Here is a 15,594-nt window from a genome sequence, read left to right as displayed (position 1 = left end):
CAGAGGAAGTGTGATGCAGCAACCGAAAGTCTATGTGGTCGACGATGACCAGGGCATGCTCGATTCCACGGTCTGGCTGCTGGAGTCGGTCGGTATCCAGGCGTTGCCCTTTACCAGCGGCCAGGCGTTTCTGGAGGCCTGTGACGCACACTTGCCCGCCTGTGTGCTGCTCGATGTACGCATGCCCGGGATGGGCGGGCTGAGTGTGCAAGAGGTCTTGCGCGCGCGTGCTGTCGAATTGCCGGTGATCTTCCTCAGCGGCCATGCCGACGTGCCGATCGTGGTCCGGGCGTTCAAGGCCGGTGCCTGTGATTTCATTGAAAAACCCTACAACGACCAGCTGTTGCTGGATGCGGTCCAGGCGGCGCTCGAGCGGTCATCCCAGGCGCTGGCGGGCAGTGAGCCACGAGCGGCGGTGCAGGCGCGGATCGACAGCCTGACACCGCGTGAGCGGGATGTGTTCGTGCCACTGGTGCAGGGCTTCAGCAACCGCGAGATAGCCGAGCAGCTTGAGGTTAGTGTGAAGACCGTGGACCTGTATCGGGCACGGGTGATGAAGCGCATGGAAGCCGAGCACCTGCCGGCGTTGGTGGGGATGGCGATTGCTTGTGGCGTGGTGCAGCCGTTGAGTCTGCGCTGAATGTATCGCGGTACAAGCCCGCTCCCACAGGCTGGGCTCTGTGGGAGCGGGCTTGTCCCGCGATACCTTTAAGAGCGTCGCCCGAGCAACAGCCCCACCACCAAGCCGAATCCCGCCGAAATCGCCACTGTCTGCCACGGATGCCCACCAATGTAATCCTGAGTGGCATCGACCACTGGCTGTGCCTTGCTGCGTACGCTGCCAACCGCTTCGCGCGCCTGCTTGAGCTTGAGCCCGATCTGGGCGCGCAGGGTTTCGGCATCTTCGCCAACCAGCGCGGCGCTGTCGCGCAGCAGCTTTTCCGAGTCTTCGATCAGGGCTTGCAGTTCGCTGAACGCCTGATCCTTGATTTGCTCGGCTTCGGCTTGCACTGTGGTTTTCCTGGCCATGGACACTTCCTCGTCGATTGATGGGCATTGAACAATGGATACCGGTGGGCGCGGAAAGTTGCAGCGGTTTGCCGGGCCCTTGCGGCTACAGTGTAAGATAGCGCCTATTTTCCAGCGGCAGGACACCCTCATGAGTTTCAATCTGGCCAACAAGAGCTTCGCCGAACGGGCGCAGATCGAGGACGAGAAAGCGCGACTGTTCGAGCTCTGGCAGACCAACCTGGGCAAGGCCAAAGGCGAGGCCGCGCGGCTGATCGCCGAAAAGCCCCGGCGCAAGGGCAAGTGGGCCGAATGGGTACGCTCCGAACTGGACGGCATGTCGCCGCCCGAGTTCGCCAATATGGTCCGTAGTGAAGTCAACAAACTGATGGCAGCGGCCAAGTAACGCCCGCCAGGCCTGCCGCGAAAGCACGGCGACGTTGAAACCTGTCGGTCTTTTGAACGATACTGTTTCTCATTAACGTCTGACTTCCGTTGCCAAGGCCCATCGAATCCCTCCATGTTGACGTCCCCCGTGTCCGGGCTGCTGGCCAGTTTCCAGGAACATTACGATGACCTGCTGCAGTTCCTGACCCGGCGCATGAGCGACCGTCAACGGGCGGCTGATGTGGCCCAGGAAACCTACCTCAAGCTGGTCAGGATCGAGCAGCAGGAACTGCCGGTGCTGCATGCGCGCAGTTTCATCTTTCGCGTGGCCGGCAACCTGGCCATCGATACCCTGCGTCGCGAGCAGCGCATGGCCGGCAATCTCGACGACAGCGCCGCTGCAAGCCAGGTACCGTGCCCGGCACCTGCACCGGAAGCTGCGTTGCTGGCCCGCGAACGCCTGGCACAACTGGACGAAGCACTGTTGCAGCTGCCTCCCAACGCTCGCCAGGCATTGTTGCTCAATCGCGTCGAAGGCCTGACCCAGGCGCAGATCGCACAACAGCTGGGCGTTTCCGAAAGCATGGTGGCAAAATACATCGGCCAGGCCCTGCGCCACTGCCGTGACTGGCTCAAACACAACCATGATTGATGCCCTAGCCATGCCTGCACCGCAGCCGCTCAGCGATTTGTCCGACGATGCCCTCGACTGGCAGGTGTTGTTGCATTCCGGCAACGCCCGTGAGGCTGACCGCGCGCGCTATCAGCGCTGGCGCCAGCTGAGTCCGGCCCACACCGAGGCGGCCCGGGAGGCGGAAGCCTTGTGGGGTGATCTGGGCCAGACCCAAGCTGCGGCCCAGTTGACTGCCGCAGCGCCACGCCGACGTCGCTGGGGCAGTGCCCTTGCCGCTTCACTGGTGTTGGCGCTGGTTGGTTATGGTGGCTGGCAACAGGCACCGGCCTTGCTCGCCGACTACCACACCAGCGTTGGTCAGCAGCAGCGTATTACCCTGACCGACGGCTCGCAGGTACTGCTCAACAGTGGCAGTGCCTTGTCGGTGGATTTCAGCGATGGCCAGCGACGGCTGATGCTCAAGGCGGGCGAGGCACTCTTCGAGCCGGCCAGCGACCCGCGTCCCTTTGTCGTCGAGGCCGGGGGCGAATCGGTGCAGGGCAGTGGGGCGGTGTTCAGTGTGCGTCGTGATGGCAGCCATAACCGCGTGGTCATTGCCAAAGGCGAGGCTCAGCTGGGTGAGCGCAGGTTGCAGGCCACTGCGGACGCCGGGGCGCTGACTGCCTGGCAGCGCGGCAAACTGATCTTCAACGGCAAGCCTTTGCGCGAGGTGTTGGCCGAGCTTGAGCGTTATCAGCATGGGCGCATTGTGTTGTCCGACCAGCAACTGGGGGCGATGCAGGTCAGCGGGGTGTTTGACCTGAACGATCCGCAAGGGTTGTTGCGCACTCTGGAGCAGCGTTATGCGCTGAAAGTTACCTATCTGCCGTGGCTGGCGGTGGTGTATTGATCGATGCTATCGCGGGGCAAGCCCGCTCCCACGGGTGCATCACCTGCCCCTGTGGGAGCGGGCTTGCCCCGCGATAGCATCGGAACAGAAAAAATAATTTCAACTTCGCACTGCAAGTTCTTCTTCGCCCAATCGTCGTAGTGAGACTGATCAGCAATCCATTCTCATTTACACCTTGCCTGGAAGAACATTGTGAAGGCTACGCTCAAGCCAATCGCCCGCTCCACCGGTAGTTTCAAACACGCTCTGCTGGCTTCCACCGCCGTCGCCGCGCTGCTCGGCCCAGTCTGGGTACACGCAGCCGAGAGCGTGAATGCTGCCCAAGCCAGCACCCAGCAAGACCGTGAAGTGAACCTGGCGCTGCCAGCCCAGGCGCTTGACCAGGCCCTGACCTCCTTCGCCGACCAGGCCGGCCTGCACCTGCTGTACACCACCGCCGACGTTGCCGGCCTGCAAAGCCCGGCCCTTGAGGGGCGCTACAGCATTGCCCAGGCCCTGCAGAACCTGTTGGCCGGTAGCGGCATGAGCTGGCAGTTCAGCGATTCGCGCACGGTAATCCTGCGCAAAATGCAGACCGCTCCTGCAAGCGTCAGCCTCAAACCCATTGAAGTCAGTGTCGCTTCCCGAACCAGCACTTCGATCAGTGAAATTCCCGGCACCGTCTGGGTCGTCGATCAGCAGCAGCTCAATGAGCAGATCAACAGCGGGGTCAGCCTCAAGGAGGCGATCGGCAAACTGGTGCCGGGCCTGGACCTGGCGCCGGAAGGGCGTACCAACTATGGGCAGAACATGCGTGGCCGTAATGTTCTGGTGATGATCGACGGTGTCAGCCAGAACAGTTCCCGTGGCCTGTCGCGGCAGTTCGACAGCATCTCGCCGTTCAACGTCCAGCGTGTCGAAGTGCTTTCCGGGGCCAGCGCCATTTACGGCGGCGGTGCCACGGGCGGCATCATCAACATTGTCACCAAGAAGGGCGAAGCCGGTCCGGCGCGCTTCGAGACCCAGGTCGGCGCCAGCAGTGGTTTCAATAACAGCGACGACCTTTCGACGCGCATCGCTCAGTCGGTCAGCGGTGGTAACGAGCGGGTCAACGCACGCCTGGGTGTTTCCGCCGAGCAGAACGAAGCGTTCTACGATGGCGCCGGCGACCAGATCTTTATCGATAACACCCAGACCGACTTGCAGTACAACCGCACCATCGATGTACTCGGCAGCCTGGGCCTGCAATTCAACGACGAACAAAGCCTTGACCTGTTGGCCCAATATTACGATTCGGGCAATCACGGCAGCACGGGTATCTACTTTCCCAACCTGAAGCACAACGCCCCCTCGAACCTGGAGGATGCCGAGCTGCGCAGCGGCTACTCCACAGACCTGGAACCACGCACCAAGCGTTTGCTGCTCAACGCCAACTACCACCACAGCGATGTGCTCGGTCAGGACTTCTACCTGCAGGCGTCGTACCGCAAAGAAGACGACAACTTCTATCCGTTCCCGTACTACAACCCTGGCAAGCCGGCGGGCGTCAAAGGCGTGTACTTTGCCGCGTCGCAGCAGAACTTCGAGGTCAGCAGCCTCAAGGCGTTGTTTGCCAAGCAATGGGACACGCTCAAGCTGACCTACGGCGTGGATCTGGACCGCGAGCGCTTCAATGCCGAGCAGACCACCTTCGATGCCCTGACGTCGTCGCAAAGCGGTGGCCTGGACCTGGACAAGGCCAGCAAGGCTCCGCGCTATCCCAGTTACCGGGTGGATGGCCTGTCGTACTACGCCCAGCTGGACTGGCACGCCACCGACAACCTGACCGTCTCCGGCGGCGCCCGGCGCCAGCAGATGGACGTGGATGTCGGCGACTTCAAGAACGTCCCCGGCGGTAATAACGACTATCAGGTCAACCTGTTCAACCTCGGCGCCATCTATGACTTCAAGAACGGCCACCAGGTCTGGACCAACTACGGCGAAGGTTTCGACCTGCCAGACCCGGCCAAGTATTACGGCAAGCCCGGCTTGAGCGTCGAAGACAACCCGCTGGCCGGGATCAAGAGCCGTCAGGTGGAGCTGGGCTGGCGCTATGCCGACCTGGACTGGGATGCCCAGGCAGCGGTGTACTACATCTGGTCGGACAAGATCATCACCACCGACATGGCCACCTTGACCATCAACGTTGAAGATCAGAAGAGCCGCGACTTCGGTTTCGAAGGCGCGCTGACCCGCCACTTCGAAAGTGGCTGGGAAGCCGGTAGCACCCTGCACTTGGTACGTTCGGAAGAAGAGGACAAGGACGGTGACTGGATCAAGCGCGATGCCCGCTACGCCTCGCTGTCCAAATCCACGGCCTTTGTTGGCTGGAAGGGCGATGGGCGTAGTGCGCGGCTGCAAGCCAACCACGCCTTCACCCTCAAGGATGATGCCGATCACGAAATCAGCGGCTACACCACCTTCGACCTGCTGGGCAGCCAGGACACCGGCTTCGGCACCTTCAGCGCCGGTATCCAGAACCTGCTCGACAAGCAGTACAGTACGGTCTGGGGCCAGCGCGCGACCCTGTTCTACTCGCCAACCTACGGCCCGGAGTACTTGTATGACTATCAGGGCCGCGGTCGCACCTACACGCTGACCTGGTCGATGGCTTACTGAGTCAGGCGAACGCACTCAGCAGATCAGCGTTGAAGGCTTGCTGGGCATCGCTGGGCACCTGGGCGCGGTGACGGGCGAGGGCGAATGGCACCTGGAAGTTGAGTGCCGGGTCGAGCCCGTGCAACAAGCCGCGCTCGACCCAGGGGGCCGCGAAGTGGCAGGGCAGGTAGCCGATGTGGCGCCCGGACAAAATAAACGCCAGGGCGCCTTCGACCTGCTCGGAGCGCGCCGAAGCCCGACCGCCGCTGAGCGGGTCGGGGCTCTCGAGAAAACTGTAGGGGTGTTCGACCTGGTCGGCCTCCAGCAGTACCTCCAGGCTCACCTGCGTCTGGCTCGCCAGTGGGTGATGGCTGGCGCAGTACAGGCGCTGGGTCTCTTCGAACAACGGCGTGTAGTCGAAGGCGGACTGCTTGCCGGAGAAATAACCGATGGCCAGGTCCAGGCGCTGCTGCAACAGCAGGCGCTCAAGGTCGGCCGGCATGGCGCTGACCAGTTCCAGGCGTACCGACTCGTCCCGTTGGCGAAAACGCTCGATGGCGTGCGCCAGGCGCAAGGTCACACTGCTGTCCTGGGCTTCGGAAATGCCCACGCGCACCTCACCGAGTAAACGCCCGGCGACGCCATTGGCCTGATGGCGAAAGGCTTCGATCTGCACCAGCAATTCCCGTGTCGCCTTGAGCAGCACCTCGCCTTTGGCGGTCAGGCCAAAACCGCCTTTGCCGCGACTGCACAGGCGATAGCCAAGGCGCGTCTCCAGGCGTGCCATCTGCTGGCTGATGCTTGGCTGGCTCAGGCCCAGCACGCCCTGGGCGGCACTGAAGCCGCCAGCCTCGACTACAGTGACGAACAGCCGCAGCAGGTGCAGGTCGAGGTCGTGCAGTTGTCCGAGCATCAAACATTGCTCCAGGTGAATGTCAGGTTAAGTAACTTGCCATTTTAGCAATGTAACCCGGCGTGCATGCTGGCGGCATCCACTGAATAAAGGTGCCCGACATGCATAGATACCTGTGGTTGTCCGCTGTGATGCTGGCCTTGCCGCTTCAGGCCGAAGAAAAAGTCCTCAACCTCTACAGCTGGGCCGACTACGTGGCGCCAGAGACTTTGCAGCGCTTTGAAAAGGAAAGCGGCTACAAGGTGCGCTACGACACCTTCGACACCACCGAAGTGCTGGAAACCAAGTTGCTTACCGGCGGCAGCGGCTATGACGTGGTGGTGCCGTCTTCCAGCTTGCTGGCCCGGGCTTTGGCTGCGGGGGCGTTGCAGCCCTTGCAGGCGCAGGCGATGCCCGGCTACAGCAATCTGGACAAGGACCTGCTGGGCAAACTGGCCGAAGTCGACCCCGGCAACCAGTATGCGGTGCCTTACACCTGGGGCACCCTGGGCCTGGGACTGAATCTTGAGGCCGTGCGCCAGCGGGTCGGCGATGCGCCGCTGGACAGCCTCGATCTGCTGTTCAAACCTGAATATGCCAGCAAGCTCAAGGATTGCGGGATCGCCATGTCCGACTCGCCTCAGGAGGTGATCGGCGTGGCCCTGCACTACCTGGGCAAGGATCCCTATAGCCGCAACAAGGACGATCTGGCCGCAGCCCAGGCGCTGCTCAAGCAGCTGCAACCGTCGATCAGCTATGTCGCCAACGGCCGGCAGATCAACGACCTGGCCAATGGCAGCGTCTGTCTGGCACTGACCTACAACGGCGATGCCGCGATGGCCGCCGAGCAGGCCCGCCAGGCTGGCAAGCCGTACCAGGTGGTGTACCGGATTCCCCGCGAGGGCACGCTGATCTGGCAGGACAACCTGGTCATCCCCAAGGATGCGCCACACCCGGAGGCGGCACGCGCATTTATCGCCTTCATGCTGCGCCCCGATTCAGTCGCGCCGCTGACCAACACGTTGTTCTTCGCCAACGCCAACCAGGCGGCCACGCCGCTGGTGGATGAGGCGGTGCGCAACGACCCGGATATCTACCCTTCGGACGTAGTGCGCGCGCGCCTGTTTGCCGACCGCAGCATGGCCTTGAGCGATATGCGCCAGCGCACCCGCCTGTGGACCGCTTTCCGTAGCCGCCAATAACAACCAGAACAGGAGCCCGATGATGGATCTCGCCCCCGATAACGACCAGGCAATGACCCGTGACAGTCTGTATGGCACGGTCGCCGAAAACACCTTTGCCGGGATCACCAGCTTTTCCCGTCGGCGTTACACCCGCGATCTGCTCGGCGTCGATGTAGTGGTCAGCGGCGTGCCGTTCGACACCGCCACCAGCAACCGCCCCGGTGCGCGTTTCGGCCCGCGCGCCATTCGCAGCGCCTCCGTGCAGCAGGCCTGGGCCCGTCACTGGCCGTGGGAGTTCGACCCGTTCGATCACCTGGCGGTGATCGACTATGGCGATTGCAACTTCGACTACGGCAGCCCGCAGACCATTCCAGACAGTATCCAGGCCCATGCCGAGCAGATCCTCGAAGCCGGTTGCGCGATGCTCACCCTCGGCGGCGATCACTTCATCAGTTACCCGCTGCTCAAGGCCCATGCACGCAAACATGGTCCGCTGTCGCTGATCCATTTCGACGCCCACAGTGACACCTGGCCGTGTGAGGAGGGGGGCGGGCGCGTCGACCACGGCACGATGTTCTGGCATGCCGCTCGCGAAGGCCTGGTGGATCCGTCGCGCTCGGTGCAGATCGGCTTGCGTACCACCAATGACGATACCCAGGGCTTTGCCGTGCTGGATGCGCGTCAGGTGCACCAGCGTGGCTGTCAGGCGATCATCGAAGCAATCCGTCAGCGGGTCGGCGACCATCCGGTGTACCTGACCTTCGACATCGACTGCCTCGACCCGGCTTACGCGCCAGGCACCGGGACCCCGGTATGCGGCGGGCTGACCACGGTGCAGGCGCTGGAGATCATCGGTGGCCTGCGCGGTATCAATCTGGTCGGTATGGACCTGGTGGAGGTCGCACCGGCCTATGACCATGCCGATATCACCGCCCTGGCGGGGTCGACACTGGCCATGGAAATGCTCTGCCTGTATGCCGCCCGGCACAAAGTCGACTGAGCCGGACACAATATGAATCACCTGTAGGAGAAATTACGGCTTCCTCGCGAACCTGACGCGCCTTAGGCTATCCAATGCTTGGGCGCGTCATTTCGCGCAGGAGGTGTCTTCGTGAACAGATCCCAGTTGAGCCTGGCCTCAGCCCTGTTGTTCAGCCTGCTGTTACCAGCTGCGCAAGCTGAAGTGCCATTGCACTTGGCAGCTTCGCCGAACAATCCCTACAACAGCCCGATCATGCGCGCCAACCCCAACAGCCGTCAGGGCAGCGTGCAGGCCACGCCACCTGTGCGGGGGCCTTCGACCCAACCCATCCCGCGCCAGCCAACCCTGGAAAACCGCGGCATCGGCAATGGCCAAAACATGCGCCGCGAGCAGTCCACGCCGCAACTGGAGCCCACCCGACCGCCTCGCGAGTCGACCCGCACGCCGTGATCCCTGGAAGGAAACGCCAATGTCCGCACGCACCTGGATTGCCCCCCTGTTGACCGCGGCGCTGCTACCGCTGCTGGCGCATGCCGCTCCCGAACGCTCCTTCAAGAGCGAGGAGGGCAGCATCAAGGTCAGCACCCTGGCCGAAGGCCTGAACCACCCTTGGGCATTGGCCTTTCTGCCCGAAGGCAAAGGCATACTGGTAACCGAGCGCCCGGGTAATCTGCGTATCGTCAGTGCCGAAGGCAAGGTCGGTGCGCCGCTGGGCGGCGTACCCGAAGTGTGGGCCCAAGAGCAGGGTGGACTGCTCGATGTCGTCCTGTCGCCGACCTTCAAGCAAGACCGCATGATTTACCTGAGTTTTGCCGAGAACGGTGGCGAGGACGGTAAAGCCGGTACCGCCGTGGGTCGTGGGCGTTTGTCTGCCGACATGGCCAAGCTTGAAGACTTCAATGTGATCTTCCGCCAACAACCCAAGCTGTCGACAGGTCTGCACTTTGGTTCGCGCCTGGTGTTCGACCGTGACGGTTACCTGTTCATTGCCCTGGGGGAGAACAACCAGCGGCCGACTTCCCAGGACCTGGACAAATTGCAGGGCAAGGTGGTGCGCATCCTGCCGGACGGCACGGTGCCGAAGGACAATCCGTTTGTCGGCCAGGACAATGTCCGCCCCGAGATCTGGTCGTTCGGCCACCGCAATCAGCAGGGCGCAGCGCTCAACCCCTGGACCGGCGAGCTGTGGACCAACGAGCACGGCCCGCGTGGCGGTGACGAAATCAACATCCCTCTACCCGGTAAAAACTACGGCTGGCCACTTGCCACTCACGGCATCAATTACTCGCTGATGTCGATTCCCGAGGCCAAGGGCGAGCATGTCGATGGCATGGTCGATCCACACCATGTCTGGGAAAAATCGCCGGCGATCAGCGGCATGGCCTTTTACGACAACCCGCGTTTCAAACCCTGGGACCATAGCCTGTTCATTGGCGCGTTGGCGGCTCAGGAACTGATTCGCCTGCAACTGGACGGTGACAAGGTGGTTCACGAGGAGCGGATGCTGGGTGAGTTGAATGCGCGGATTCGCGATGTGCGGGTGGGGCCGGATGGCTATCTGTACGTGCTGACGGATGCCGAGGATGGTGCGCTGCTGAAAGTGGGGCTTGATTTGTAGCGGCCGAATCGCGGGGCAAGTCGGGTCGCCGCACCGCCGCTCCCACAGAAATCACCTCAACTCCGGTGGGAGCGGGCTTGCCCCGCGATGCTGTTCATCGCCAGAATGGAGCCCTTTCACCTCAGGCGCCTTTCATGACCTGCTTCACCGAGCAGTCCCCCCTGCAGCTCTACCGGCAGGCCATCGACCGCGATGGATTTGTCAGCGACCCGGCTCAGCTACAGGCGGCCAGTGCTTTGCAACGCTGTTTCGAAGCCCTGCAACGTGGCGAAACCCCGCAGGGCGTCTATCTCTGGGGCCCGGTGGGGCGCGGCAAGACCTGGTTGATGGACCAGTTCCACCGCTGCTTGCAGGTGCCGGCCCGGCGTCAGCATTTCCACCACTTCATGCGCTGGGTGCATCAACGTCTGTTCCAGCTCAATGGCACCGCCGACCCCTTGCAGGCCCTGGCCCGGTCCCTGGCCGAAGAGATTCGCGTGCTGTGTTTCGACGAGTTGTTCGTCAACGATATCGGCGACGCAATCATTCTCGGGCGCCTGTTCCAGGTGCTGTTCGAGGCCGGAGTGGTGATTGTCGCCACCTCCAACCAGCCGCCCGACCAGTTGTACTGCGATGGATTCAATCGCGAGCGCTTCCTGCCGGCGATTAGCGCCATCGAGCAGCACATGCAGGTGCAGGCAGTGGTCGGTGAGCAGGACCACCGCCTGCATCCAGGCACCGCGCAACAGCGTTACTGGGTGCGCGAACCCGGCCAGTCCCCAGCCCTGGACGGGGTCTTTGCCCAACTGAACGGCGATCAGCGGTGCAGCGATCAACCCTTGCCGGTGGGCTCGCGGCAGATACAGGTAGTGCAGCGCAGTGACACCGTTATCTGGTGCCGCTACACCGATCTGTGCGAGCAACCCTTGGCTGCCATGGATTTCATGGCGCTGTGCGACAGCTTCACGACGATCCTGGTGGGCGATGTACCCGCCCTCGGCGCTCGCCAGCGGCCAGCGAAGATTGCCCGAGGCACCGAGGATGCGGCCAGTCGCGTGCTGGCCGGCGACCGCGAGCTGCCGCAGTTGTCGGTGCATGATGACAGCGTGCGGCGCTTCATTGCGTTGGTCGATGAATGTTACGACCGTCGGGTCGCCCTGTATCTGGAAGCCGAGGTTGCGCTTGAAGCGCTCTACACTCAAGGGTATCTGGAGTTCCCGTTCCGGCGCACCTTGAGCCGCTTGCGGGAGATGCAACTGCAACGCTTCTGTTGAAGGAGTCGATCATGCAGCCGCTTTCGCACCATTTGCTGACCATGGCCTACCACAACGGCTGGGCCAACCACAGGCTCTACAAGGCCTGTCTGCAGCTGAGCCAGGATGAGTTGGTGGCGCCGCGCTGCAGCTTCTTCGGCTCAATCAAGGCCACCCTCAACCACATCCTCACGGTGGACTGGTTCTACCTCAACGCCCTGGAGTCAGAACAGCGGGGCGAGGCGCCGGAGCCGGACAGCGAGCGTTTCTTCGAGCCTGAAGAGCCGTTTTCCAGTTGTGAGGCACTACGAGAAGAACAGGCCCAGGCCGATCACCGGCTGATCGCCTACTGCAGTCAATTGCGCGATGACCAGTTGCAGCGTTACGTGAGCATCGTGCGCCGCGACTGGGTCCAGCGCGAACAACGGTTGCGCCTGTTGTTGCACTTGTTCGAGCATCAGATCCATCACCGTGGGCAGGTGCACGCCATGCTCAGCGACACCTCGGTGAAACCACCGCAGCTGGACGAGTTTTTCTGCGAAGACGAAGCGCACCTGCGCGCCCAGGACTTTGCCGAACTGGGCTGGACCGAAGCAAAAATCTGGGGGCGCTAGCGCCCCAGCCAGCCCAGGGTCAGAAGGGCCAGCACGGCGTAACGCCCGGCCTTGGCGATCGTGACCAGCACGACAAAGCGCCAGAAGGGTTCGCGCATGATCCCGGCGATCAAGGTCAACGGGTCGCCGATTACCGGCATCCAGCTCAGCAGCAGAGACCACTGGCCGTAGCGCTGGTAGCGTTGCTGCGCCTTGTCCAGTTGCGCCTGCTTGAAGGGGAACCAGCGCCGGTCACGCAAGTGTTCGATGCCACGGCCCAACAGCCAGTTGACGATCGAGCCCAGTACATTGCCGGCGGTGGCGATCAGCAGCAGGCTGAACACCGCCTGCGGATCGCGCAGCAGCAAGCCCACCAGCACGGCTTCCGATTGCAGCGGCAACAGGGTTGCCGCGCCAAAGGCGCTGAGAAACAGCGCCCACTCGCTCAACATTCAGCGCTGATCAGTAGTTGGCGACCACTTCGTCGCGACCGTCCTGGGTCAGGCCGATCACCTGGTAGGCATCCTTGTGGTCACCCATTTCCATGCCGGGCGAGCCCATTGGCATGCCTGGTACCGCCAGGCCGCGCAAGTCGGAACGCTTGGCCAGCAGCTTGACCTGCTCAGCCGGCACATGGCCCTCGACGAACTTGCCGTCGATCACCCCGGTGTGGCACGACGCCAGACGCGGCGCCACGCCCAGACGCTGCTTGACCGCGCTCATGTTCGGTTCGACATGATCGTTGACGGTGAAACCGTTATCGCGCAGATGGCTGATCCACTCCTTGCAGCAGCCGCAGTTGGGGTCGCGGTAGACATCGATGGTCTGTCCGGCCTGGGCCAGGGTGCTCAGGGCCAGCAGGCCGAAGGCGACGATTTTCTTGCTCAACATGATGCTTCTCCAATACTAGAAACGCAGGCGGACACCGGCGACCAGACGGGTCTGGCCGATATCGCCATGGTCGTCACGGATCTGTTCGGCGGCATTGCCGTAGCTCCGGTTGAAACTGACGCCCAGATAAGGGGCAAAACCGCGGGTGATCTCATAACGCAGGCGCAGGCCGATCTCACTGTCGGCAAGGCCGCTGCCCTGGTCGCGGCTGGCGTCGTTACGGCCATAGAAGTTGGCCTCCAGCGACGGTTCGAGAATCCAGCGATTGGTCAGCAGGATAGCGTAACTGCTCTCCACGCGCAGCGCGGTTTGTTGCCGCTCACCCAGGTAGGCGGTGGCTTCCAGCTCCAGGCCGTAGAGCGGCATGCCCTGGATGCCGAAGGCCGCCCAGGTCTGGCCACTGGCCGGTTTGAAGTCCTGGCGCAGGCCGCCGACCAGCTCCCACCAGGGGCTGATGGCATGGCCCCAGAGTGCCTGCAGTTCGGCCTTGTGGGTTACGCCCTGTTCACGCTCGCCTTCGGTGCGCAGCCAGAGACGGTCGATATCGCCGCCGATCCAGGCGTTGGCGTTCCAGTTCAGGGCGCTGCTGCTTTCGAAGTTCTGGTACTCGAGCTGCTCGACAATCACCGCCCAGTTGACCTGCCGATCATGCACCTGATGACCGGGCAAGGGCGGGAAGGCGGCGCGGCGGTCGGCGTCAGTGACCGGCCGCAACGGTGTGCGCGGTGTGTCCAGCGCCTGGCCGTGTCCCATGGCGCCGTGGTCCATGCCGGAATGGCCCATGGGCGGTGGGCTCATGCTGCCGTGGTTCATGCTGCCATGGTCCATGGCACCGTGGTTCATCGCGCCATGATCCATGTCCTGGGCCCGGACTTCTTCACTGGCCAGCAAGGCGAGCAGCGCCAGGCTGCCCAGCAGCGGGCGGTTGAGAACTTCATTCATCGACGCGTACCTCGCGGAACATACCCATCTCCATGTGGTAAAGCAGGTGGCAGTGGTAGGCCCAGCGCCCCAGCGCGTCGGCGCTGACCCGGTAGCTGCGGCGACTGCCGGGCGGAATGTCGAGGGTGTGCTTGCGGACCTGGAAGCGTCCGTGTTCGTCTTCCAGGTCGCTCCACAGGCCGTGCAGGTGAATCGGGTGGGCCATCATGGTGTCGTTGACCAGGGTGATGCGCAGGCGCTCGCCGTAGCGCAGACGCAGCGGCTCGGCGTCGGAAAACTTGATGCCGTTGAACGACCAGGCGAAGCGCTCCATGTGGCCGGTCAGGTGCAGTTCGATCTCGCGCGACGGCTCACGACCGTCCGGGTCGGCAAAGGTGCTTTTCAGGTCGGCGTAGGTCAGCACCCGGCGGCCGTTGTTGCGCAGGCCAATGCCCGGGTCGGCGAGGTTGGGCTTGGGGCTCATGGTCTGCATGTCGACCAGCGGGTTGCCGGTTTCACTGGCCGGGTGGCTCTGCATGCCGCTCATGGCGGCATGATCCATACCCCCCATCTGGCTGTGATCCATGCCGGCCATGGCGTCCATGCCGCCGTGCCCCATGTCGGCCATGGTCAGGATCGGCCGCGGGTCGGGGGCCGGCACCGGCGCGCTGAGCCCGGCACTGCGCGCCAGGGTGCCGCGGGCGTAACCGGTGCGGTCCATGCTCTGGGCATACAGGGTATAGGCAGGCAGGTCGCCCACGCTCACCAGCACGTCGTAGGTCTCGGCCACGGCGATGCGCAGTTCGTCGACGCTGACCGGCTGCACCGGCAGGCCATCGGCGGCGATTACTGTCAGCTTCAGGCCGGGGATGCGGAAGTCGAAATAGCTCATCGCCGAGCCGTTGATCAGACGCAGGCGCACGGTTTCACCCGGCTGGAACAGACAGGTGAAGTTGCCGTCCGGCGGCTGGCCGTTGAGCAGGTAGGTGTAGGTTGCTGCGCTGATGTCGGCAAGGTCGGTCGGACTCATGCGCATTTCGGCCCAGCCCTTGCGCTCAGCCACGGTTTTCGACCAGCCGTGCAGGGCCACGTCATCGATGAAATCGCCGACTGTACGCTTGTGGTAGTTGAAGGCGTCGGACTGCTTTTTCAGGGTCGCCATCAGCGCGTCGGGGGCCTGGTCGCTCCAGTCACTGAGCAACAGCACATAGTCGCGTTGATAGTGATGAGGTTCGGGCTGTTTCGGCTCGATGACGATTGCCCCGTATACCCCGGCCTGTTCCTGCAAGCCGGAATGGCTGTGGTACCAGTAGGTGCCGCTCTGCTGCAGGGTGAACTGATAGAGGTAATCGCCACCGGGTTCGATACCGGCAAAGCTCAGGCCCGGGACTCCGTCCATGTTGGCCGGCAGGATGATGCCGTGCCAGTGCAGCGAGGTCGGCTCGTCCAGGCGGTTGCGTACGCGCAGGGTCACGGTGTCGCCTTCGCGCCAACGCAATACCGGGCCCGGCAGGCTGTTGTTGATGGTCAGCGCGGTGCGCGGGCGACCGGTGATGTTGACCGGAGTCTGGCCGATGAACAGTTCGAAATCGCGGCCGCTCAGTTCATTGCCAAAGGGCAAGCCGGCGGCGAAGGCGGGCAGGCGCCACAGGCCGAGGCCGGCCAGGGTACTGGCGGCGGCGAAGCCTTTGACGAAGGTGCGGCGGGTCGGGTTTGCAAGCATGGGGGTTGCCAATCCATAAGCGAG

Annotated in this window: 16 protein-coding genes and 1 pseudogene; 11 read left to right on the top strand and 6 right to left on the bottom strand. The window is 63.0% G+C overall.

All coding sequences use genetic code 11. The annotated features are described in order from the left end of the window. Positions 1-13 precede the first annotated feature (13 nt). Complete coding sequence (locus tag PSAKL28_RS17530; protein WP_038612911.1) at positions 14-640, top strand: response regulator transcription factor; 627 nt, start codon at positions 14-16, stop codon at positions 638-640. A 68-nt stretch (positions 641-708) separates the two neighbouring features. Here the strand turns inward: PSAKL28_RS17530 and PSAKL28_RS17525 are convergent, their stop codons facing one another. Then, a complete protein-coding gene (locus PSAKL28_RS17525) occupies positions 709-1,029 on the bottom strand; it encodes an ElaB/YgaM/YqjD family protein (protein WP_038612908.1) in 321 nt (106 codons plus the stop codon). Positions 1,030-1,159: 130 nt separating this feature from the next. Between PSAKL28_RS17525 and PSAKL28_RS17520 the strand changes: the two genes are divergently transcribed. The 4 genes and pseudogenes from PSAKL28_RS17520 (at position 1,160) to PSAKL28_RS17505 (ending at position 5,555) form a co-directional block, all read left to right on the top strand. Then, the gene (locus PSAKL28_RS17520; RefSeq protein WP_038612906.1) at positions 1,160-1,414 is read left to right on the top strand and encodes a hypothetical protein; all 255 of its coding nucleotides are present in this window, start codon (positions 1,160-1,162) and stop codon (positions 1,412-1,414) included. A gap of 114 nt (positions 1,415-1,528) precedes the next feature. Further along, positions 1,529-2,035: pseudogene (locus PSAKL28_RS17515) on the top strand (RNA polymerase sigma factor); the annotation flags it as partial. Positions 2,036-2,039: 4 nt separating this feature from the next. Beyond that, the gene (locus tag PSAKL28_RS17510) at positions 2,040-2,918 is read left to right on the top strand and encodes a FecR family protein (RefSeq protein WP_257011817.1); all 879 of its coding nucleotides are present in this window, start codon (positions 2,040-2,042) and stop codon (positions 2,916-2,918) included. Positions 2,919-3,110: 192 nt separating this feature from the next. Beyond that, positions 3,111-5,555 carry a TonB-dependent receptor gene (locus tag PSAKL28_RS17505; RefSeq protein ID WP_051939463.1) on the top strand — a complete coding sequence of 815 codons (2,445 nt, stop codon included), beginning with the start codon at positions 3,111-3,113 and terminating at the stop codon, positions 5,553-5,555. A 1-nt stretch (position 5,556) separates the two neighbouring features. Here PSAKL28_RS17505 and PSAKL28_RS17500 read toward each other — a convergent pair whose 3' ends face one another. Beyond that, on the bottom strand, positions 5,557-6,447 hold the full coding sequence (locus PSAKL28_RS17500) for a LysR family transcriptional regulator (RefSeq protein WP_038612900.1): 891 nt from the start codon (positions 6,445-6,447) through the stop codon (positions 5,557-5,559). Between the two features lie 101 nt (positions 6,448-6,548). Between PSAKL28_RS17500 and PSAKL28_RS17495 the strand changes: the two genes are divergently transcribed. The 6 genes from PSAKL28_RS17495 to PSAKL28_RS17470 all read left to right on the top strand — a co-directional run bounded on the left by PSAKL28_RS17495 (position 6,549) and on the right by PSAKL28_RS17470 (position 12,056). Then, positions 6,549-7,628 carry an extracellular solute-binding protein gene (locus tag PSAKL28_RS17495; RefSeq protein ID WP_038612898.1) on the top strand — a complete coding sequence of 360 codons (1,080 nt, stop codon included), beginning with the start codon at positions 6,549-6,551 and terminating at the stop codon, positions 7,626-7,628. 22 nt (positions 7,629-7,650) lie between these two features. Next, a complete protein-coding gene (gene speB / locus PSAKL28_RS17490; RefSeq protein WP_038612896.1) occupies positions 7,651-8,610 on the top strand; it encodes an agmatinase in 960 nt (319 codons plus the stop codon). A gap of 111 nt (positions 8,611-8,721) precedes the next feature. Then, positions 8,722-9,042 carry a hypothetical protein gene (locus tag PSAKL28_RS17485; protein WP_038612894.1) on the top strand — a complete coding sequence of 107 codons (321 nt, stop codon included), beginning with the start codon at positions 8,722-8,724 and terminating at the stop codon, positions 9,040-9,042. A 19-nt stretch (positions 9,043-9,061) separates the two neighbouring features. Next, on the top strand, positions 9,062-10,210 hold the full coding sequence (locus PSAKL28_RS17480) for a PQQ-dependent sugar dehydrogenase (RefSeq protein ID WP_038612892.1): 1,149 nt from the start codon (positions 9,062-9,064) through the stop codon (positions 10,208-10,210). A 134-nt stretch (positions 10,211-10,344) separates the two neighbouring features. Then, positions 10,345-11,463: a cell division protein ZapE gene (gene zapE, locus PSAKL28_RS17475; RefSeq protein WP_038612890.1), complete on the top strand. Its 1,119-nt coding sequence runs from the start codon at positions 10,345-10,347 to the stop codon at positions 11,461-11,463. 11 nt (positions 11,464-11,474) lie between these two features. Then, the gene (locus PSAKL28_RS17470) at positions 11,475-12,056 is read left to right on the top strand and encodes a DinB family protein (RefSeq protein WP_038612888.1); all 582 of its coding nucleotides are present in this window, start codon (positions 11,475-11,477) and stop codon (positions 12,054-12,056) included. Here the strand turns inward: PSAKL28_RS17470 and PSAKL28_RS17465 are convergent. The 4 genes from PSAKL28_RS17465 to PSAKL28_RS17450 are packed head-to-tail and all read right to left on the bottom strand — an operon-like array spanning position 12,053 to position 15,570. After that, positions 12,053-12,487, bottom strand: a complete 435-nt coding sequence (locus tag PSAKL28_RS17465) for a YqaA family protein (RefSeq protein WP_038612886.1) — start codon at positions 12,485-12,487, stop codon at positions 12,053-12,055. The genes PSAKL28_RS17470 and PSAKL28_RS17465 overlap by 4 nt on opposite strands. A gap of 10 nt (positions 12,488-12,497) precedes the next feature. Next, positions 12,498-12,926, bottom strand: coding sequence for a DUF411 domain-containing protein (locus PSAKL28_RS17460; RefSeq protein WP_038612884.1), 429 nt, complete (start codon positions 12,924-12,926; stop codon positions 12,498-12,500). A 15-nt stretch (positions 12,927-12,941) separates the two neighbouring features. Beyond that, positions 12,942-13,868 carry a copper resistance protein B gene (locus tag PSAKL28_RS17455; protein WP_038612882.1) on the bottom strand — a complete coding sequence of 309 codons (927 nt, stop codon included), beginning with the start codon at positions 13,866-13,868 and terminating at the stop codon, positions 12,942-12,944. Further along, positions 13,861-15,570, bottom strand: coding sequence for a copper resistance system multicopper oxidase (locus PSAKL28_RS17450; RefSeq protein WP_038612880.1), 1,710 nt, complete (start codon positions 15,568-15,570; stop codon positions 13,861-13,863). Before PSAKL28_RS17450 ends, PSAKL28_RS17455 begins: the two co-directional genes overlap by 8 nt. Positions 15,571-15,594: the final 24 nt, after the last annotated feature.

Origin of the sequence: Pseudomonas alkylphenolica, assembly GCF_000746525.1 — a bacterium.
GTDB classification, from domain to species: Bacteria; Pseudomonadota; Gammaproteobacteria; order Pseudomonadales; family Pseudomonadaceae; genus Aquipseudomonas; species Aquipseudomonas alkylphenolica.
This window is presented reverse-complemented; position numbering and strand designations above follow the sequence as displayed.